General features: G+C 56.9%; 19 protein-coding genes. 11 read left to right on the forward strand and 8 right to left on the reverse strand.

Going from position 1 to position 18,443, the window contains the following annotated elements; genetic code table 11:
- The first annotated feature begins 95 nt into the window (after positions 1-95).
- Together ACQ86N_RS38445 and ACQ86N_RS38450 are read left to right on the forward strand one after the other, a co-directional pair.
- Entirely contained in the window at positions 96-455 is a 360-nt protein-coding gene (locus ACQ86N_RS38445; RefSeq protein ID WP_431211639.1) for a hypothetical protein, read from the forward strand.
- Positions 452-1,819 (forward strand): hypothetical protein, encoded by a 1,368-nt coding sequence (locus ACQ86N_RS38450; RefSeq protein WP_431211640.1) that lies wholly within the window; start codon positions 452-454, stop codon positions 1,817-1,819. Before ACQ86N_RS38445 ends, ACQ86N_RS38450 begins: the two co-directional genes overlap by 4 nt.
- An 11-nt stretch (positions 1,820-1,830) precedes the next feature.
- On the opposite strand, the gene ACQ86N_RS38455 is transcribed toward ACQ86N_RS38450, so the two are convergent.
- On the reverse strand, positions 1,831-2,379 hold the full coding sequence (locus ACQ86N_RS38455; RefSeq protein WP_431211641.1) for an RNA recognition motif domain-containing protein: 549 nt from the start codon (positions 2,377-2,379) through the stop codon (positions 1,831-1,833).
- 316 nt (positions 2,380-2,695) lie between these two features.
- On the opposite strand from ACQ86N_RS38455, the gene ACQ86N_RS38460 reads away from it, so the two are divergent.
- The gene (locus ACQ86N_RS38460) at positions 2,696-2,941 is read left to right on the forward strand and encodes a hypothetical protein (protein ID WP_431211642.1); all 246 of its coding nucleotides are present in this window, start codon (positions 2,696-2,698) and stop codon (positions 2,939-2,941) included.
- A 104-nt stretch (positions 2,942-3,045) separates the two neighbouring features.
- Here the strand turns inward: ACQ86N_RS38460 and ACQ86N_RS38465 are convergent, their stop codons facing one another.
- From ACQ86N_RS38465 to ACQ86N_RS38485, 5 genes are all read right to left on the reverse strand, one after another.
- Entirely contained in the window at positions 3,046-3,525 is a 480-nt protein-coding gene (locus ACQ86N_RS38465; protein ID WP_431211643.1) for a hypothetical protein, read from the reverse strand.
- A 119-nt stretch (positions 3,526-3,644) separates the two neighbouring features.
- The gene (locus ACQ86N_RS38470; RefSeq protein ID WP_431211644.1) at positions 3,645-4,133 is read right to left on the reverse strand and encodes a hypothetical protein; all 489 of its coding nucleotides are present in this window, start codon (positions 4,131-4,133) and stop codon (positions 3,645-3,647) included.
- A complete protein-coding gene (locus tag ACQ86N_RS38475) occupies positions 4,043-5,263 on the reverse strand; it encodes a hypothetical protein (protein WP_431211645.1) in 1,221 nt (406 codons plus the stop codon). The genes ACQ86N_RS38470 and ACQ86N_RS38475 overlap by 91 nt, the downstream gene beginning before the upstream one ends.
- Positions 5,254-5,679 (reverse strand): alpha-2-macroglobulin family protein, encoded by a 426-nt coding sequence (locus ACQ86N_RS38480; RefSeq protein ID WP_431211646.1) that lies wholly within the window; start codon positions 5,677-5,679, stop codon positions 5,254-5,256. Before ACQ86N_RS38480 ends, ACQ86N_RS38475 begins: the two co-directional genes overlap by 10 nt.
- Positions 5,600-9,091, reverse strand: a complete 3,492-nt coding sequence (locus ACQ86N_RS38485; RefSeq protein ID WP_431211647.1) for an alpha-2-macroglobulin family protein — start codon at positions 9,089-9,091, stop codon at positions 5,600-5,602. Before ACQ86N_RS38485 ends, ACQ86N_RS38480 begins: the two co-directional genes overlap by 80 nt.
- 203 nt (positions 9,092-9,294) lie before the next feature.
- On the opposite strand from ACQ86N_RS38485, the gene pbpC reads away from it, so the two are divergent.
- Entirely contained in the window at positions 9,295-11,082 is a 1,788-nt protein-coding gene (gene pbpC / locus ACQ86N_RS38490) for a penicillin-binding protein 1C (RefSeq protein WP_431211648.1), read from the forward strand.
- A gap of 30 nt (positions 11,083-11,112) precedes the next feature.
- Complete coding sequence (locus ACQ86N_RS38495) at positions 11,113-11,460, forward strand: hypothetical protein (RefSeq protein WP_431211649.1); 348 nt, start codon at positions 11,113-11,115, stop codon at positions 11,458-11,460.
- A 42-nt stretch (positions 11,461-11,502) separates the two neighbouring features.
- Here ACQ86N_RS38495 and ACQ86N_RS38500 read toward each other — a convergent pair whose 3' ends face one another.
- Both ACQ86N_RS38500 and ACQ86N_RS38505 read right to left on the reverse strand, forming a co-directional pair.
- On the reverse strand, positions 11,503-12,027 hold the full coding sequence (locus ACQ86N_RS38500; RefSeq protein ID WP_431211650.1) for a hypothetical protein: 525 nt from the start codon (positions 12,025-12,027) through the stop codon (positions 11,503-11,505).
- Positions 12,028-12,081: 54 nt separating this feature from the next.
- Positions 12,082-12,837, reverse strand: a complete 756-nt coding sequence (locus ACQ86N_RS38505; protein ID WP_431211651.1) for a head GIN domain-containing protein — start codon at positions 12,835-12,837, stop codon at positions 12,082-12,084.
- Between the two features lie 54 nt (positions 12,838-12,891).
- Here ACQ86N_RS38505 and guaA point away from each other — a divergent pair, with 54 nt between their 5' ends.
- The 6 genes from guaA to ACQ86N_RS38535 are packed head-to-tail and all read left to right on the forward strand — an operon-like array spanning position 12,892 to position 18,443.
- Positions 12,892-14,427 carry a glutamine-hydrolyzing GMP synthase gene (gene guaA, locus ACQ86N_RS38510; RefSeq protein ID WP_431211652.1) on the forward strand — a complete coding sequence of 512 codons (1,536 nt, stop codon included), beginning with the start codon at positions 12,892-12,894 and terminating at the stop codon, positions 14,425-14,427.
- A 6-nt stretch (positions 14,428-14,433) separates the two neighbouring features.
- Positions 14,434-14,733, forward strand: a complete 300-nt coding sequence (locus ACQ86N_RS38515) for a hypothetical protein (protein WP_431211653.1) — start codon at positions 14,434-14,436, stop codon at positions 14,731-14,733.
- Between the two features lie 2 nt (positions 14,734-14,735).
- A complete protein-coding gene (locus tag ACQ86N_RS38520) occupies positions 14,736-15,659 on the forward strand; it encodes a hypothetical protein (RefSeq protein WP_431211654.1) in 924 nt (307 codons plus the stop codon).
- Between the two features lie 29 nt (positions 15,660-15,688).
- Positions 15,689-16,750, forward strand: a complete 1,062-nt coding sequence (locus ACQ86N_RS38525; protein ID WP_431211655.1) for a ligase-associated DNA damage response exonuclease — start codon at positions 15,689-15,691, stop codon at positions 16,748-16,750.
- 3 nt (positions 16,751-16,753) lie between these two features.
- Positions 16,754-18,028, forward strand: a complete 1,275-nt coding sequence (locus ACQ86N_RS38530; RefSeq protein WP_431211656.1) for a hypothetical protein — start codon at positions 16,754-16,756, stop codon at positions 18,026-18,028.
- A complete protein-coding gene (locus tag ACQ86N_RS38535; protein WP_431211657.1) occupies positions 17,985-18,443 on the forward strand; it encodes a hypothetical protein in 459 nt (152 codons plus the stop codon). Before ACQ86N_RS38530 ends, ACQ86N_RS38535 begins: the two co-directional genes overlap by 44 nt.

Raw genomic sequence — 18,443 nt, forward strand, 5'->3', positions numbered from 1 at the left:
TGACAACGCGCCGGAACCTCGCCTTTAATGTATTTGTAAAATAGTTTGTTGGAAAAAGACCGTCTACGACGGTCTTTTTTTATTTTGTGGCCCTTATGAGAAAATTGATTCCCGCCATTTTCCTTGTCCTGCCGTTGTTTGGGATGGGACAATCCGTCCAAACGCCTTTCGAGGCTTCACAGGGCCGCCGCAGCGCCACCTATTTCGAGTGTATCGATTTCTATAAAAAACTGGATCTGCAGTCCCCGCAGCTGTCCATCAAGGAAATGGGGATCAGCGACGCGGGATATCCTTACCATGTCCTGCTGTTCTCCAATGACGGTGTCGCGGACCCTGTGACCTGGCACCGCAAGGGAAAGCTGGTCTTCCTCATCAACAACGGCATCCACCCCGGGGAGCCGGATGGCATCGACGCCAGCATGCTGATGCTGCGGGATCTGGTGGAAAAAAGATGAGACTGCCGGATAATATCGCTCTGGCGGTGATTCCTTTATATAATATCGGCGGCGCGCTGAACCGGACCAGTTACTCCCGCGTGAACCAGAATGGTCCGGAAAGCTATGGTTTTCGGGGGAATGCCCAGAACCTCGACCTCAACCGGGATTTCACTAAATGCGATAGCCGCAATGCCCAGTCTTTCGCCCGCATCTTTCACTGGGTGAATCCGGACATACAGATCGACAACCATGTCAGCGACGGCGCCGACTATCAGTATACGATGACGCTGCTGAGCTCGCAGTGGAACAAGCTGGGTGGTGAACTAGGCAGTTTTCTGCACGATGTGTTTCAGCCGGCATTGTTTGCGGGCATGGAGAAAAAGGGCTGGGGGCTGACGCCTTATGTAGATTTTGAGCAGGGTAATCCGGACAAGGGATGGGAGGGATTTTATGACGAGCCGAGGTATTCGAGCGGGTATGCGACGCTTTTCCACACGATCGCGTTTATGCCGGAGACGCATATGCTGAAGCCCTTCAAAGACCGGGTGCTTTCGACCTATGCGCTGATGCAGACGATGATCGAAGCCGCTTCTCTACATAGCGCCGAACTGCTGCAAAAACGGAAGAACGATATCGCCGCCGACCTGCGGAGCAGCCGGCTCGCGCTCGACTGGCAGGTGGATACGACGCGCTGGGATATGCTTTCTTTCAAGGGATACGAAGCCGGCCGCAAGCCGAGTGAGGTCACGGGCGCGCCGCGGTTGTACTACGACCACTCCCGTCCGTTCGAAAGACCGGTGAGATTCTACAATTATTTTACGGCCGGGGTCTGGGCGACCGTCCCGTCCGCCTATATCATCCCGCAGGGCTGGCATGCCGTGACCGACCTGCTCGCGCTGAACGGCGTCACCATGCGGCGGCTGACGAAGGATACTGTGGTAAAAGTGACGGCCTATCATATTGCGGACTACCGGTCGTCTCCCCGTCCTTATGAGAAACATCACAAGAACTCGGGTGTCAGGGTCGTCGGTGATACAGAATCGATCCCTTTTCTGCGCGGGGACTGGGTGATCTCCACCGATCAGCCGGCGAGACGTTTTCTGGTGGAAATGCTGGAGCCTACCGGAGACGACTCTTATTTTGCCTGGAATTTCTTCGATGCCATTCTACAACAAAAAGAGGGATACAGCGCCTATCGCTGGGAGGATGTTGCTGGGCCCTGGCTGGCAGGGCATCCGGAAGTAAAAGCAATGCTGGAGGAGAAGAAAGCGTCGGATAGCGCCTTTGCGCACCGGCCCGCGGCTCAGCTGGACTTTGTCTATAAGCACTCGCCGTGGTATGAGCCGGCACACTTACGTTATCCTGTGTACCGGCTGGATTGAATTATTTCTGACTAGAATCTTCTGTCACGATCGCCACCGCGGTCGCCGCGGTCACCTCTGTCGCTGCCGTCGCGATATCCACCGCGATCACCGCCTCTGTCTCCGCCGCCGCCACGGTCGCCTCTGTCGCCACCACCACGGTAGCCGCCGCCGTCACCGCCTCCGCGATAACCACCGCCGCCGCCGCTGCCTCCGCTGCCACCACGGTATCCGCCACCACCGCCGCCGCCGGGACGGTATCCACCGCCACCGCCGCCACGATAGCCACCGCGATCACCTCTGTCGCCGCCGCCGCCAGGTCCACGACCACCGCCTCTGTTCTGCTCTTCGGCTTCCTTCACGGCCATCTTCTTGCCGCGAATAGAAGCGTTGTCGAGAGTCTCGATAGCCTGGCGGGCCTCAGTCTCGTCCGGCATGTCCACAAAGCCAAACCCCTTGCTCTTCCCCGTCTCCCTGTCCATCACGATCTTTGCGAAATTCACTGTGCCATACAATTCAAACATCTCTTTCAGGTCGACGTCATCGAAATCAGAAGGAAGACCTGCAACAAAAAGCTTCATGCCGATAGATTTAAGAGGTAAAATTACTAAGATAAAAAGGATATATTCTATTATCCGGAATAAAAATATAGCTTTACTTCTACATTCCCTAACAATAAATAGAGTATATAGCTTTTTACCCATAGGAAGGTGGAAAAGAAAGCCCTTACGTCCGGCCCGGCGGCCTGTTCGTGGCTGGACATCGATGGTTGAACACAGGGGATGGTCGTGGGTATGAGACGCGGTCCCTGTTACGACGCAGGGCCCGTGATTTGCGGTGACATCTGGTAGGCAAAAACACGTAAACCATCCGGCGTAGGTTAGCCGGTTTACTCTTATGGCAAAAGAGATCACACGGATCCCCGTAACGAATCAGGAGCAGGCTGTCATCATCATCAACCGGCTGTGCCAGGACTACAATATGAAGCAGGATACGACCCGTCATCAGCTGCATGTTTCCAATGACAAGTACGCGGCTTACTATGACGCGGAAGAAGGTGTGGTACGGTTCGAAGCCATACATCCTTCTATCACGGAAGAAGAGATAAGAGAGTTCTTGATGGAGTTCCCGCCGTTCTTTTGAAGCGGTCTAGATCTTCGCCTTTGCGTTCTCCAGTATTTTCAGAAAAATATCGAAGTCGCCTTTTTTCATGAAGGTGTAGGAGTTGTCGTCGTGAGTCCTGAGTTTCAGGTAGGACTTCCACCCGCCTCTTTCGAAGTAAGAGCCGGCTTCGAAGCCGCACCGGCTCCTGAAAACGGTTTCGGTGTAGTGGGAGGGAGCGGAGTCCAGGACTTTTCTTTTATGATCTTCATTGAAATGGCCAGCGCGCCAATCTCGTCCTCGTCCAGGATGGCCACCTTGCCCATGGCATCGCTGAAGCGGAGGGCGCTGACCTTCGCGCCGTTGATCAGGTCCGTGTAGTGTACGACCTGGATCACGCAGCCTAGTATGTTGCCGACGCGGATATATTCTTTTTGGATCAGTGCTCCCGCGGAATCCGAGAATTTCTCCGCCCTGGTGGTGTAGAGGTCGGCTTCGTCCCCGGGTTGGACGGTTGTCTGGGTGTAGGTGGTGCGCGGAGTCTGAGTGCGGGTGGAATCCGTTGACTGGGCTTGGAGGACACGGAAGGAGAGCAGGACAACGGCAGTCAGAATGATTTTTTTCATGGTCATGAGTTGTATTCCAGAGACCCGCACGTGCAGGCGGGGTTTAATTAAAACGCCATTAAATCCTGCCGCGCGGGCCTTCCGCGCGGCAGGTGGTGTTGCCGACTACTGCGCGACCTTCACCGTACCGGCTCCGTTGTAGGAATGGTACTCGCCGTTGTACATGGCGTCGGCGCTGACCGGGCCCATGTGGTAGACGCCGGGGAAACGGCGCGGACGGCATAGTAGTAGGTCTGGTGCATGGAGGTGGAGTTGACGAAAAGGTTGATGCGGTCGTCGCGGACGTCGAGTGCCGTAGGGCTGCTCTCGTTCTTGATCCAGTCCATGCCCGGCAGGTCCTTGGTCCTCGGATTCTCGATCTCGAAGCCCGCCGGCAGCATATCGGTGATCACGATATTGTCAACGTCGGTGTTGAAGGACTTTTCCAGCGATAGCTGAACGATGATGAGGTCGTTCTGTTTGAAGGTATTCCCGGTGATGGGACGGCCCCATCGGTCGAAGAAGTGTTTGCGGACCTTCAGATAGTTGTCCTCTTCCTTGTAGGCGCCCGTCGCGCTGATGCCTTCGGCCTGCCAGAAATAGTAGAGCCTGCCGCTGCCCTTTGCCACGATCTCGACGCGGCCCGCACCGTTCTGTGGACGCAGCTCGCGGGTGGAAAGGCTGATCGCTCCGCCCCCGTCGTCCATCGCGCCGACGGTGCGGCCGTCGACGCGTACCTCGGCCGTCGCCGTGCCCGCTGCCCTGGCGATCTTGCCGAGGCCCAAAAGCCAAACGCCAGCTCCTGCGTACTATACCAGTAGCGCGCCTTCAGCTTGTCCCTGACGTGCTGGGCCATGACGGGGATCTGCGCATTGCCGGGGTCGACGTCGACCAGTACGTCCAGCGCCAGCGCCTCGTCACGGATATCGGAATAGAAGCTGCCACCCGACTGGGCCACGGACTCTTCGCCCGCAAACTGTGTCGGCAGGAAGTCCCGGAAGCTCTTCTTGTCGCCAGCCTGCGCATAGGCGGCCGCCAGCAGGTATTTACAGTCCAGCGCGAGCATGGACGGATTGGCCTTGTAGTAGTTCATCACGCTGACGTTGGGCTGACCGGCCAGCGCAAGGACATAAAGCCCGTAGATGGTCTCCTTCGGAACGATCTTCCTGTTCTGGTCGCGGTTATAGTAGTAAGTAACGGTCTCCCTGTTCTTCAGCCGGCTGTTGATATAGCCCAGCATGGTCCCGAGCAGCCCCTTGTCTACGTCGAAGCCTGCCTTCTGCGCTTCGATGAGGAAATGCGCGGCATAGATGGTCGCCCACCAGTTCTCGGAGCCCTCGCCGTCCCAGAGAGTGACGGCGCCGTTGTATAATTGACGCATTTTGATCTTCCGGATCGCCTCGAGTATGTTGGAGTTGGCACTGGCTTTTTGCGTATTGGTTCCGCTCTTCCGCAGCAAGTCCGCGAGGTCGCCGAAATACAGCTGGGGGAAGGCGGCAGACACCGTCTGTTCGGTACAGCCATAGGGGTACTGCACCAGCCGGGTGAGGTATTTGCCCAGCTCGGCGGCGGGGCTGCGGCTCACGACCAATTTATAGTCGACGCTCGAAGGGATAAAATCGGAGGTGTTCCAGCCGACCGGCTGGCTGCTGCCGCCCGCGATGGCGCCTCCGCCCGTCAGTTTCTGCAGGGGCGCCGAAGGGCGGATGCCTATTTCGGTCTCGTCGGTAAACCGTTCGCCCGGGGCGCTTACTTCCATGTTGACCTTAGCCATGCCGATCGAAGGGGGGCCACCAGCTGGAATACGGCTCGTCCCTCGCTGTTCGCCGCGACCGAAACGTTCTGCTGGTCGTCGCCGATGGTGCGAAGGCCGTTGGATTTCAGTCTGACCGCGGCGCTGGCCGTGCCGGACGTCGTATTCGATATGGTCACCGGCATGGTCACGGTATCGCCCGGACTCATGAAGCGGGGCAGGGCCGGGCTCAGGACGATGGGGTCCGCCACGGTCATCTCCGATGCCGCGGAACCAAAGCGTTCGTTCTTGTAGGCAACGGCCATCAGGCGCACCTGTCCGGAGAACTGAGGAATGTCGAATTCAAATTCGGCTTCGCCGCCGCCGCCGGCCTGAGCTATGCCGCTCCAGTAGCTGACGATCTTTATCCGTCGGGCAGGCATGGGGTTGACCCTTTTCTTCATATCGCTCCTCGCCGTCGCCGCCCGTACTGCTAAGACCCGGCCGGACCTCCGGCAGCAGGAGTGGATAGAGGTCATAGCCGCTGACCTCGAGGGCTCGTTTGGCGTAGAAATGGCTATAGGGATCAGGGGTCTCGAAATCCGATACCTGGAGTACGCCGTTGTCGACCGCGGCGAGGGTGACCATGCTGCCCGGAGCCGCTTTGACCCTGACCTTTTGGTGGGTGTGGGACCGAACGGATGTCTGCGCTACGATCTCTACGGGGATCTTTCTGTCTTTCTCTTCTACTTTTATAGATTGATAGCCGTGTGCCACTGTCAGCGGAATATCCGACAGCTCGTGGGGTTTGATCAGCGTTGCCGTGATATAGACGTTGGGAATATCGTCTGCCGTCAGGGGCAGGACCAGCGAAGCGGTTCGCTTTTCCACGTTGACGTATTGGTAAGAGACGACCTTGTCGGTCTCCATGGTCACCAGCATCCGTCCGCTGAACGGCGTTTTGAACAGGGCCGTCATGCTTTCGCCGGAATAATAGCCGGACTTTTCGACCGAAATATCGATGTGTCCTTCGTTGTTGACCTCGAAGGAATTGTTGTCGCCGCCCCAGCTGCCATAGCTGTAAAAACTTCTGCTGACATAGCTGTTCGACCCGGGCACGGAGACCCGCAACTCGTAGTCGCCGGGTGACCCGGGAACAAAGGAATAGACGGTCCTGTCCCCGCCGATGGTGACGATGCCGGAGTTGAGCAGTTTGTCTTCCTTCTGCGACTCGTAGCGGAAATAGTTGCCGCTTTTTGTCAGTACGGTCCGGTATTCGTGTTTGATCACCTGCACGCGCGCCTGGACGCCATTCATGACCCTTTCGGTACGGTCCAGCGCAATAAGGGGGAATTGCACGGCCTGGTTGAGGGCATAGTAAGAGTAACCGTCGTCCGCCACCCCGAGGAAGACCTGTTGCGTGAAGATATCGACGGAGGTGCTGCGGCTGACGGGGCGGCCCGTCTCGTCGAACACGGTAGCATAGAAGGTAGCCTGCAGCAGGCCGATATTCTTAAAGATCCCGGGGACCTCGTATTTCTCCGTGGCGTTGCCCTGGTCGTCGGTCTTTCCTTCCCTGTTGTCCTTGTCGAATGAGACGTTGTTGTCGGAGAGGCTGAAGTCGTAGTTGCTGTGTTCCTTCGGATGAAATGCCCGGCGCTTCACCTGGATCTCGCACTCGTAGTTGCGGTTCGCGGCGGGGGGACCGAAGAAATTGACGGCGTGGATGTTCAGGTGGGAGACGTCGCCGGCTTCGAGGGATTTTCTGTCCAGCTGCGCCGTCACCTTGATGCGGTCGGGTACAAATTCTTCGATGCGGAAGGGCTGGGTGGCGAGCAGGACGTCGTTGGATGTATATACTTCGAGGGAATAGGTGCCGGTGATGGCAGACTCCGCCAGATCGATATTGCCGTCCAACGAGCCCTGTGTATTGAGGGTCTTGCGGAAGGTCTTTAGTTCTTTGCCGTTGGGGAGCAGGAATTTTAACTTGACGGGCAGCTCGCCTGGTGTCTTCCACTGGTGGTCGCGGACGATGACGGAGAAATTGATCTTCTCTCCTGGCCGGTAGATGTCCCGTTCGGGATAGACGAAGGCGTCGAGTCCGGAGGCGTTGCTGTGGGTGCCGCCGACTTCGAACCGGGAGGTGTTTACCCTGGTGGTGCCGAAGGGCAGGTAGTTGAAGTCGTCCGCGGATTTGGCGATGATCATCGCGGGGCGGAAGCCGGCGAATTCTTTGCGGGTATAGGTGATCTCTGCCACGCCTTCCGCGCTGGTGGCGCCGGTGCCCAGCAGCTGGTTGTTGGCGCCGTAGGCCATGACGGTGATGCCGGGCAGGGCCGCGGCCGTCTTGATGGAGTTGGCGAAGACGAGGATCTTTTCTTTGCCTTCTTTGGCTATCAGGCCGATGTCGGAAAGAGACAGGTATCGTTTGTCGCTGACCCAGTAGTCCTTCGTGCTCCGGATCATGACGTGGTAGATGCCCTTGAACTCGGGCAGTTTGTCGGCTATGGCAAGAGAGAGGAGACGGCCCGATCCGTTGCCGCTCTTCTGCAGGCTGCGGGTATCGACTTCCTGTTCGTATACTACGTCGCCGAGAACGGGGTCGCCGTCGTCGCTGCCGGAATAGTAGCCCCCGCCCTCGCCTTCTTCGTCGCCGTCCGAACTGCTGCGGGTGGAGGAGGTCGTTCTTTCCTGCGGATAGTAGGTGTATCGCTGGGCCATCAGCAAATTGTTCTCATAGATCTTGGAGATCACGACTTTGACGCGCGGGACGTTGATGATCTTTACTTCGATGTTCTGTGCGCCTTTGCCGGAGAGGTAGACGCCTTTGGTATTGGCAAAGCTGACGGAAGGCGCCAGTTCGCCGAAGGTAATATTGGTGCTGTATTCTTCGTGGAGGATGCCGCCGATGCGGCCGCGAAGTCCTTTTGCCAGGGTAAGCGCGTAGCTTTTGGACTGGTCGAAGTTGTCGCTTTTGATGATGAATCCGTCGTCGGCGGGCTCGACCGTGAATTTTACGGCCGGGGTAAAGGAGATGGCAGCCGCCAGACCGCTGGAGACGACCTGCTGGCTGGTCTGGACGTGGATGGAGCCGGTCTCTCCGTCGTGTTCGGTATTTACTTCGTTGACGGCAAGTACAAACGGGGACGGGATGGTGGAGGTCATGTCTATCTTTTCCTTCAGTCCGTTGGTGCCTCCGTCGGGAAGGAGTCCCTTGTCGATGGAGACTGTGGCGTCGACGGACTTATCTTCCATTTTAAGATTGGTAAGGCGAAGGGAGATGCGGTCGGACACCGAGAGGGTCTGAAATGAATAGTTCGCGGTCTGGCCGGCTATTTTGATGGTCAGTTTGTCCTTGAGTGAATTGGGGTTGACCGGATAGTTGAACTGCAGGTCTATCTGCGGCAGGGCCGTGCTGCTGTTCTCGTCCTGGAGGGCCCAGGTCGTGTTGGTATTGTCCAGGCGAAGGTCGGGGGTATGGAAAACGAGGTCGTCGCCTTTTTTGATCCGGCCGAACTTGCTGAACTGGAGAATATCGTTCTGGAGCGTGGCCTTGAAGGTGGTCGCGGGCGGTAAAGGCTGGGAGGGAGAAAAGACCAGCTTGTCCGGACGTTCCCAGCGAAAGCGGCCGGGGATCTTTGGTTCGAAGGAGACGTATTGTGTCGAGTCCCACTGTTCGAGCAGGGAATCCTTTACCAGCGACTGGTCGAACTGGAAGACCAGATTGCCGAGTGTGGGGACTTCGTCCCTGGCATTTGTATATGCCAGGCTGACCATGCTGCGGTTACAGGAATAGAAAAAGGGGATAGAAAGGACGATCGTCAGGATGGCGGATACGCCAAGGAGTTTACGCATACGGGTGATGATAAGAGTTTAGCGCTGTTAATATACAAAAAGGGTTTAAATTAGGAAGATGATTTCCCTGCGTCTTCTTCGATGGGCAAGGGTCGGCCTGATGGGTATCGCCGGCGTCGTTGTCCTTTTTTCCTGCTGAACTGGCTGTTCCCCCTACCCGACCAGGTAGAATATTCGACGATCGTGACCGATAACAGGGGGAGGTGATCCATGCCTTCCTGACGCGGGATCAGCAGTGGCGGATGAAGACCGAGCTCGGCGAGATCTCGCCGCTGCTGCGGAAGACGATCGTCGAAAAGGAGGACCGGTATTTTTATCGTCATCCGGGGGTCAACCCTTTCGCCATGGCCCGGGCTTTTGTCAAAAATATCCTGCGCGGCCACCGGACTTCCGGCGCCTCTACCATCACGATGCAGGTAGCGCGTTCGCTGGAGCCCAGGCGGCGGACGTACTGGAATAAAACGGTGGAGGTCTTCCGGGCATTTCAGCTGGAATGGAAGTACAGCAAGGACGAGATCCTTCAGATGTACCTCAACAAGGTGCCCTACGGCGGGAATATCCAGGGGGTGAAATCGGCGTCCATTCTCTATTTCAAGAAAAATCCCGACCATTTGTCGCTGGCGGAAATAACGGCGCTGTCGATCATCCCCAACCGTCCGTCTTCGCTGGTCATGGGGAGGAATAACGACCGGATCGTAGAGGAACGCAATAAATGGCTGCGTCGCTGGGCGGCGGAGGGTGTTTTCACGCCGGCGGAGATCACCGACGCGCTGGCCGAACCGCTGACGGCGTCGCGGGGAACTGTACCCGGCTATATCCCGCATCTGGCGTGGAAGCTGAAGAAGAAGGGCGAGCCGATCATTCACACGTATATCGAGATGAACAAGCAGCTGAAGATAGAGAAGCTGGTAAAGGACTATTCGAGGACGCTCGCGCTGAAAAATATCCATAACGCTGCGGTCATCGTGCTGGACAACCAGACCCACCATATCGTGAGCTATGTCGGCAGCGCCGACTTCCACGATTCTTCGGACGGGGGCCAGGTGAACGGGGCGGCCGCGATCCGGCAGCCGGGCAGCACGCTGAAGCCCCTGCTGTACGGTCTCTGTGTCGACGCGGGTCTGCTGACGCCGAAAATGACCATCACCGACGTGCCGGTCAACTATGAGGGGTATGCGCCGGAGAACTACGACCGCAAATTCAACGGCTATGTGACGATGGAGTATGCGCTCGAGCATTCGCTGAATATTCCGGCTGTAAAAAGCCTGAAGATGCTGGGGAAGGACAAGTTGGTCCGCAAGTTGTCGGAGTGCGATTTCCGACAGGTCAGCAGGGACCAGCGCAAGCTGGGGCTTTCGCTGATACTAGGCGGGTGCGGGGCCACGCTGGAAGAGCTGACGGGGCTGTATTCGATCTTCTCCAACGATGGAAAATATGTGAGACCGATGATGACCAAGTCAGCGGACAGCGATACGAAAGCGACGAGGATACTCAGCCCCGCGGCGGCCTTTATCATCGACCAGACGTTGTCGAAGGTCAACCGGCCCGACTTCCCGTTGAACTGGGAGAGTACGGTACATCTGCCGAAGATCGCGTGGAAGACGGGGACCTCGTATGGCCGGCGCGACGGGTGGAGCATCGGATACAATAAAAAATATACGGTGGGGATCTGGGTGGGCAATTTCTCGGGGCTGGGTATTCCGGAGATCAGCGGGGCGAATGTGGCGACGCCTTTGCTATTTACAGTTTTTAATACCATAGATTATGACGATGAGCTCCCGTGGTTCAGCCAGCCGACGGACTGTGACGTGAGAATGGTTTGCACGGCAACGAGGCTGCCGCCGGCGGGGTTCTGCGAGCATCTTGTCACGGACTATTTTATTCCGCTGGTCTCCCCTGTGAAGAAGTGCGATAACAAGGCGGAGGTCTTTGTTTCGGCCGACGAGAAGCTATCTTATTGCCGCAGCTGCTCTGCCGCCGGCGGGTTATAAGAAGAAGCTCTGCCTGATGGTCCCCCTGAAATGAAGGAGTATTATGAAACCAACCATATCGTCTACGAGAAGATACCGCCGCATAATCCGCAGTGTGAAAAAGTGTTCCGGGAGGGCGGGCCGGTGGTGATGTCGCCGTCCAACGGCAGTGAATACCTGATCAACCGGAAGGATCCGGAGCCGTTGCAGCTGCGGTGCCGGGTGAGCAATGACGTGGGGAAGGTCTACTGGTATATCAATGATAAGTTCTATAAGGCGGGTGAGGCGGGGAGCAGGGAGTTCTTTGTTCCGGATGAGGGACCGGTGAAGATATCGTGTACGGATGATAAGGGGAGGAATAAGAATATATGGATCAGGGTGAGGTATGTTAATTTGTAGGGTTTTGGGACACCGGCCCGGGGACGCGGGTGTTGTGGGCGGCTATTGCGGGGAGGACGAATAGTTGATGTGGCGGCCGATGAGGCGCCATCCTGTCTCGCCGTGTCTGAAGATGCAGGTGAGGCTGATGCCGCAGTTGGCGCCGCAGATGGAATTGAGGTCGATGACGGCGTATTTACCGTCGTCGGTGAACTGGGGCAGTGAGAAACTGAAGACCAGCCTTTCAGTCACCGGTGTTTTCTTATCGGGTTTGCCGTAGCGTTCGGGAAAAAGCAGGGTATCCGCTTTTTGAACGGTAATACATATAGCCTTTTCGAGTTTCGGCTGTTTCCAGAAATAGGGGAAGCGGGAGAGATACGCTTTTTCCGAGAGTTCGTTGAGGGTAACGAAGGGAACGGCTTCTTTCAGGTAGTATTTCTGCCATTCGTCGTAGTCGTATTTTACGAAGCGGCAGGTGTCGGCGCCGGCTATCAGATAGTAGTGGTCAAACGTGGAGTCCACGATGGTATGGTAGACCTGGCAGACGAAGTCCTCGGGAGCCGGGGGCTGTGCAGATATGGTCTGCATGGCCCCCAGCGGGAGTATTAAAAATAAAAGCCGGTATATCATTATCAGTCCGCCTTAGTCCGCCTTGTGTACAGAGCCGGCGCCGCTGACGTGCTGGTTTACAGTGGTAGCATTGCCTTTATAGTTGACATTGCCCGCGCCGCTGACGTTGGCATCGAGTTTCACGCTGGCGAAAACTTCGGCGTCGCCTGCGCCGGAAATGTCGACTTTGGTATTCTCTGCGAGCAGATCGTAGCAATGGGCGTGCCCGGCGCCGGTGAGGTCGAGGTCGACGTCTTTTGTCTGGCCTTTAAGATCGACGGAGCCACTGCCGGAGACGTCGGCAGTCAGGCGCGGAGCGTCAACGTCCATCTTGATATCGCCGGCTCCGCTGACGCTGAGTGCGAGGTCTTCGGGATTGGTGATCTTGGACTGGCCGATGATGTCTACGGCGCCGGAGACCTTGATCTGATTGTACACTTTTGTCGACACGTATACTTTTATATCACCGGTCGGCACGAGGTGGAAGCCATGTCTTTCGCGGATGATGACGCGGTCGCCCTGCTGGCTGACCTCCATATATGAGAGCAGATTCTCGTCGGCTTCGATCCTGACGGATGAATGATCGCTCTGGGAAACAAGGACTTTGGCGGCTCCGTCGACTTCGACGTTCTTAAAATCGGTGACGCTGCGGTCTTCGGTCTTAATATTACCGTTGCCCCTGACCCTTTTACCAAGAATATTGTGACAGGCGCCCATCACGACCGGCAGGGCGACCAGAAGCCAGATAGTTTTCGATTTTCCAAGGAAAGAGTTCGCAGTGTATCCCATGATGTTTGGTTTTAGGACGGAAAAGATATACTATTTTTTTACCTTCGCGTCACCATGACGGAAAAGATACTCATTCTGGATTTCGGCTCTCAATATACTCAATTGATCGCCAGGGCTGTACGTGAAGCTAATGTATACTGTGAGATCATCCCCTATCACAAATCCTTCGACATCGACCCTTCGCTGAAGGGCATAATTCTCTCCGGAAGTCCTTCATCGGTCAACGACGTAAATGCTCCGGAAGTCGATATCGCAGCGCTGCATAGCCGGCTGCCGGTAATGGGGGTCTGTTATGGCGCCCAGCTGACGGCCAAACAATATGGCGGCCGGGTTGCTAATAGCAACAAACGTGAGTATGGCCGGGCGCTTTTGCACAAGCAAAAAGAGAACGTGCTTTTCGAGGGTGTGACCGAGTTGTCGCAAGTGTGGATGAGCCATGCCGATACTATTCTGGATTTGCCGGCCGGATTCGAGGTCCTGGGCACTACTGAAAATATTCCTTTTGCCGCCTTTCGCAAGAATGAAAGCGCGGAACAGCCTTTATACTGTCTGCAGTTCCACCCGGAAGTGTACCATTCCATCGAAGGAAAGAAGATCATCCGCAATTTCCTCGTCAATATCTGCGGCTGCTCGCAGGACTGGACGCCCGCCCATTTCGTCAGTGATACGGTAGCCGCGCTGTCGAAGCAGATCGGCGACCGCAAGGTCATCATGGCGCTGAGCGGCGGCGTGGACTCGACGGTGGCGGCGACGCTGATACACCGGGCGATCGGCGACCGGCTCCAGGGGATATTCGTCGACAACGGCGTGCTGCGCAAAGGTGAGTTCGGTCAGGTGCTGGAAAGCTATAATAAGATCGGGCTGAATGTAAAGGGCATCGACGCCAAAAACCTGTTCTATACAGAGCTGGCCGGAAAGGTCGACCCGGAGGCCAAGAGGAAAACGATCGGCCGTCTTTTTATCGACGTCTTTCAGGAAGAAGCCAAAAAGGTTGCAGGTGTAGAGTTGCTGGGACAGGGTACGATCTACCCCGATGTGATAGAAAGCGTGTCGGTCCATGGTCCTTCGCAGACGATCAAGTCGCACCATAATGTCGGAGGTCTGCCGGAGAAGATGCATCTCGAACTGGTAGAACCCCTCCGTTTCCTGTTCAAGGACGAGGTCAGAAGGGTTGGCGCGGAGCTGGGCATTCCGGAAGATCTGCTCCAGCGGCATCCTTTTCCGGGTCCGGGTCTTGCGATCCGGATCCTGGGTGAAGTGACGGAAGAAAAGGTGCGATTATTGCAGGAGGCTGATCATGTCTATATAAAAGGACTAAAGGACCACCATCTTTATTCGGCGGTCTGGCAGGCGGGGGCGATCCTGCTGCCGGTGAAGAGTGTAGGGGTTATGGGCGACGAGCGGACCTATGAGTTCACGGTAGCGCTGCGGGCGGTGACCTCGGTTGACGGGATGACGGCTGACTGGGCGCATTTGCCCTATACCTTCCTGGCAGATATCTCCAACGACATCATCAACAGTGTAAAGGGGATCAATCGGGTCGTGTACGATATCAGCAGCAAGCCGCCGGCGACGATCGAGTGGGAGTAGGAGTATATGAGTATGCATTTCCGATATTTGCTGACATTGACGCTGGTGATGGTTGTGGGGATGGGGACGAAGGCGCAGACCGATAGCTCGCGGCGCAATGGTATGACCGACAGCTCGCGACGGGTCGCTGACACGCCGCGTTACCGGGTGGCGATATTTGCGCCGCTGTACCTCGATTCTGCTTTCGACGCGACGGGCAACTACCGCTACGACAAGAATTTCCCGAAATATTTCAATCCGGGTCTCGAATTTTATGAGGGGGCGCAGCTGGCGCTGGATTCTCTGCAGAAGGAAAAATCCAGCTGAATGTGCAGCTTTATGATACCCGCTCGGGCATTCCTCTGCAGCAGGTACTGCAGGATACTGCGTTTCAGACGACGGCGCTGATCATCGGGGCGGTGTCGGGGGTAGCCGAACTACAGCAGATGGCGGCGGCGGCCAATCGTCTGCATATTCCCTTTATCAATGTCAATTTCCCGAATGACGGCGGGATCACCAACAATCCGAGCCTGGTGATCCTCAACTCCACGCTGAAGACGCACTGCGAAGGCATTTACAGATACATCCAGCGTAACTATCCGACCAGAGAGGTGGTGTTCTTTCGCAGGAAGGGCGCGCAGGAGGACAGGCTGAAAGGATATTTTACGGATATCGACAAGACGACGGCTTCGGTCGCCCTGAAAATAAAATATATCACGCTCGACGACGATTTTACGTCCGCGGCGCTGACGCCCAGTCTGGACAGCAGCAGCGAGACGATCTGTATTGCCGGCAGTCTGGATGACCAGTTCGGTTCCCGACTTTGCCAGCAGCTGGCCTTTCTCAACAAGAGCTATCATACGACGGTCATCGGGATGCCGACCTGGGACAATATCGACTTTACGCAGTCGGGGTATGCGGGCGAGGAGATCATCTACTCCACACCGTTCTATCTCAATCCACTCGACTCGCTGGTGAAAGAGGTCGACCAGAACTTCAGGGCGCGGTATTATTCCCGGCCGAGCGATATGGTTTACAGGGGATATGAGTCGACCTGGAGGTTTGGCAAGCTGCTGCAGCTGCGGGGGAAGGACCTGGCGGGCAGTGTGGGGGAGAAAAAATTCAAGGTCTTCAACGACTTCGAAATCATGCCGGTATTCCTCAACCGGCAGACGATGACGCTGGATTACTTCGAGAACAAGAAGCTCTATTTTATCCGAAAGCTGGATGGGGTGGTTACTAACGTGAACTAAGGCCGGGCCTCACTTGTTGTTCTGGGGAGATGGCGTTACTGGAATTTACCGACAAAGGAATTTATTGTCCCCGGGGGGACTTCTATATCGACGCCTGGCGCCCCGTGCCGAAGGTGGTGATCACCCATGCCCATAGTGACCATGCGCGCCCGGGCAGCGGCGCCTATCTGTGCCACCGTCTGACGGTTCCGCTGCTGCGATTGCGGCTGGGGCCCGAGGGCTCTTATCAGGCGATGGAATGGGGAGAGCCGGTATTTGTCAACGGGGTACGGCTCAGCCTGCATCCGGCGGGGCATATTATCGGCTCTTCGCAGGTGAGGGTCGAATACCAGGGCGAGGTCTGGGTCGTCAGCGGGGACTACAAGACCGAAGACGACGGGCTCAGCGGCGCCTTCGACCTCCAGAAATGCCATGTCTTCATCACCGAATCGACGTTTGGCCTTCCGATCTACAACTGGAAGCCGCAGCCGGATATCTTTACTGCGATCCGCGACTGGGTCAGCCAGAATGCGGCGGATGGAAAGACCTCTGTCCTGATCGCCTATAGCCTGGGCAAGGCGCAGCGATTGCTGTCCTGTCTCGAGCCTGTCAGCGAGAAGATATTTGTTCATGGTGCGATCGACAATGTTCACCAGGCGCTGGTGGATGCGGGGATCGCGTTGCCCGCCGTGGAGCGGGTGATGCCGGATATGCCGAAGGACGTGTTTCGCGGGCGGGTGGTGATTGCCCCGGGGAGTGCGGAGAATTCTTCGTGGATGCGGCGGTTTAGCCCGTATGCCGTGGGGGTTTGCAGCGGGTGGATGCAGGTGAGGGGGAATATGCGGCGGCGCAATGCCGATGCTGGTTTTGCGCTGAGTGACCATGCGGACTGGAAGGGGTTGATTGAGACTGTCGCAGCGACGGGAGCGGAGAAAGTCTTTGTGACGCATGGGTTTCAGGCGACGATGGCGAGGTATCTGAATGAGAAGGGGATCCTGGCGGCGGAGGTGAGGACGGAATATGGGGAGGATGAAGAGGGGGAGTCTCCGAGGAAGGGGTTGCGGCCGCGGAGGGGAGGCGGCCTCGCGTGCGGAGGGGGACGAAAAAGATAAAGTATGAGTGTACCGGATACATATATGCGCAATGGTATGCGGCTTTTTGCGGAGCTGGTCGTGCAACTGGGGACGAGCACGAAGACCAACGACAAGCTGGACGCGCTGACGCGTTATTTTGCCATGTCAGACGGTGCGGATAAGGTGTGGGTGATCGCGTTGTTCAGCGGGCGCCGTCCGAAGAGGACGGTCAATGCCACACAGTTGCAGGAATGGTGTATTGCGGCGACGGGCCTGCCGGCCTGGCTTTTTGAAGAGAGCTATCACACAGTGGGGGATCTGGCGGAGACTATTGCGCTGTTGCTGCCGGAGCCGGGGCTTGTGGATGATGCCGGTGAGGGCCTTGCGTGGTATCTGGAGCGGCTGATCGCGCTGGGGAAGGCGGAAGAGGGGGCGAAGAAAGATTTTATTCAGGACTGTTGGCGGCGGATGAATAAAGAAGAGCGGTTTGTTTTTAACAAGCTGATCACGGGTGGGTTTCGGGTCGGAGTTTCGCAGAAAATGATCGTCAATGCGCTGGCGAAGACGGCGGGTGTCGATGCGGCGGTCGTAGCGCATCGAATCAGCGGCGACTGGGATCCTGTTACGACGGATTTTGATGCGCTGCTCAAGGGAGCCGGCGGTGGGCTGTCGCGTCCCTACCCTTTCTATCTGGCGTATGCGCTGGAAGACTCGCTGGCGGCTCTTGGCGATCCAGCCGACTGGCAGGCGGAATGGAAATGGGACGGGATACGGGGGGAGATCATCAAACGGGAGGGGCAGTTTTTTGTCTGGAGCCGGGGAGAGGAGTTGATGACGGACCGGTTGCCGGAATATCAGGAGTTCAGGGATAGGCTTCCCGATGGGACGGTACTGGACGGGGAGATTATTGGACTGACGCGAGATGGGGGATTTGGGGACGGGGTCCGGGGCGGAGGGGCCGCGGCCGGGGATGGTGACCAGCCTTTTTTGCCGATGCCTTTCGCGGCGCTACAGACGAGGATCGGACGGAAGAACGTGACCAGGAAACACCTGAGTGAAGTGCCCGTGGGATTTATTGCCTATGACCTGCTGGAGTATGAGGGGGTGGACTGGCGAGACAGGCCGTTGTCGGAAAGGCGGGCTCAGTTGCAGCAGGTCGTAGCGGCGGTGGGGCATCCGCTGTTGCCGTTGTCGCCCGTACTTTCGTTCGGCATGCTGGGACGAGCTGGCGGCGGCCCGGGGCCAGTCGAGGGATCGGGGAAGCGAGGGGATCATGCTCAAGAGAAAGTCGTCTGCGTATCAGGTGGGGCGTCGTAGGGGCGACTGGTGGAAATGGAAGATCGACCCGCTGGTCATCGATGCTGTGATGGTCTATGCGCAGAAGGGGCATGGGAGGAGAAGTAATCTCTATACAGATTATACGTTCGCTGTGAGGCAGGGAGAGCAGCTGGTGACCTTTACGAAGGCTTATTCGGGGTTGACCGATAAAGAGCTGGCGGAGGTCGACGCCTTTGTGCGCAAGAACTCGCTGGAGAAGTTTGGGCCGGTGCGAACGGTTAAGCCGGAATTGGTGTTTGAGATCGCTTTCGAGGGCATTGCGGCGTCGGCAAGGCATAAGTCGGGGGTGGCGTTGCGGTTTCCGCGAATCGCGCGGTGGCGGAAGGACAAAGGGCCGGATGAGATCGACACGATCGAGGACCTGAAAAAGATGCTCGAGCTTTATGGGAAATAA

Origin of the sequence: Puia sp. P3, from assembly GCF_050632245.1 — a bacterium.
Taxonomy (GTDB): domain Bacteria; phylum Bacteroidota; class Bacteroidia; order Chitinophagales; family Chitinophagaceae; genus Puia.

What these genes read in the sequence shown, in the direction of transcription:
- guaA (WP_431211652.1), top strand. Translation starts at nt 12,892, where the DNA reads ATGACGGAAAAGATACTCATTCTGGATTTCGGCTCTCAATATACTCAA.
- ACQ86N_RS38525 (WP_431211655.1), top strand. Translation starts at nt 15,689, where the DNA reads ATGGCGTTACTGGAATTTACCGACAAAGGAATTTATTGTCCCCGGGGG.
- ACQ86N_RS38455 (WP_431211641.1), bottom strand. Translation starts at nt 2,379, where the DNA reads ATGAAGCTTTTTGTTGCAGGTCTTCCTTCTGATTTCGATGACGTCGAC.
- ACQ86N_RS38495 (WP_431211649.1), top strand. Translation starts at nt 11,113, where the DNA reads ATGAAGGAGTATTATGAAACCAACCATATCGTCTACGAGAAGATACCG.
- ACQ86N_RS38445 (WP_431211639.1), top strand. Translation starts at nt 96, where the DNA reads ATGAGAAAATTGATTCCCGCCATTTTCCTTGTCCTGCCGTTGTTTGGG.
- ACQ86N_RS38530 (WP_431211656.1), top strand. Translation starts at nt 16,754, where the DNA reads ATGAGTGTACCGGATACATATATGCGCAATGGTATGCGGCTTTTTGCG.
- ACQ86N_RS38500 (WP_431211650.1), bottom strand. Translation starts at nt 12,027, where the DNA reads ATGCAGACCATATCTGCACAGCCCCCGGCTCCCGAGGACTTCGTCTGC.
- ACQ86N_RS38535 (WP_431211657.1), top strand. Translation starts at nt 17,985, where the DNA reads ATGCTCAAGAGAAAGTCGTCTGCGTATCAGGTGGGGCGTCGTAGGGGC.
- ACQ86N_RS38465 (WP_431211643.1), bottom strand. Translation starts at nt 3,525, where the DNA reads ATGAAAAAAATCATTCTGACTGCCGTTGTCCTGCTCTCCTTCCGTGTC.
- ACQ86N_RS38480 (WP_431211646.1), bottom strand. Translation starts at nt 5,679, where the DNA reads ATGCCTGCCCGACGGATAAAGATCGTCAGCTACTGGAGCGGCATAGCT.
- ACQ86N_RS38460 (WP_431211642.1), top strand. Translation starts at nt 2,696, where the DNA reads ATGGCAAAAGAGATCACACGGATCCCCGTAACGAATCAGGAGCAGGCT.
- ACQ86N_RS38475 (WP_431211645.1), bottom strand. Translation starts at nt 5,263, where the DNA reads ATGGAAGTAAGCGCCCCGGGCGAACGGTTTACCGACGAGACCGAAATA.
- ACQ86N_RS38485 (WP_431211647.1), bottom strand. Translation starts at nt 9,091, where the DNA reads ATGCGTAAACTCCTTGGCGTATCCGCCATCCTGACGATCGTCCTTTCT.
- ACQ86N_RS38450 (WP_431211640.1), top strand. Translation starts at nt 452, where the DNA reads ATGAGACTGCCGGATAATATCGCTCTGGCGGTGATTCCTTTATATAAT.
- ACQ86N_RS38505 (WP_431211651.1), bottom strand. Translation starts at nt 12,837, where the DNA reads ATGGGATACACTGCGAACTCTTTCCTTGGAAAATCGAAAACTATCTGG.
- ACQ86N_RS38515 (WP_431211653.1), top strand. Translation starts at nt 14,434, where the DNA reads ATGAGTATGCATTTCCGATATTTGCTGACATTGACGCTGGTGATGGTT.